1 protein-coding gene is annotated in these 406 nt (G+C 57.6%); it reads left to right on the plus strand.

From position 1 onward, the window contains the following. Window positions 1–87: 87 nt before the first annotated feature. On the plus strand, window positions 88–406 hold a 319-nt coding region (locus ACXAH0_RS25180; protein WP_475196049.1), incomplete at its 3' end, for a transposase.

A 406-nucleotide genomic window follows, 5' to 3' on the forward strand; every position in this document is an offset into this window, starting at 1 on the left:
AGTGAGCGTCCGCTGAACCCCACCTCCCGCTTTTCGATTTTGCGCCTTAAGTGTCCACTTATGCAAATGGACACTTAAAGGCGCGTGATGAGCAAACGAAAGAAACGGCGGAGTTGGTCTGATGAGGAGAAGCGGGAGATCTGCCAGCAAGCGGGTGGTCCCGGCACATCGGTTGCGCAGGTGGCGCGCCGGTATTCGGCAAATGCCAATATGATCCACAATTGGCTGAAGGATCCGCGCTTTGCCTCCGCGCCAACTAACCAGGTTAATGTTGAGGACGGGTCTTTCGTTGAGCTGGAACTGGCCCCGGCAGCTTGTCCTGCCGCGCCAGGGAGCGTTGTCTCACCCCTGGAACCTATTTGTGCGAACCGGGTTGACATTACCCTTTCCGATGGCCGCCGGGTGT

Source organism: Roseibium sp. AWQ4_290 (assembly GCF_056160985.1).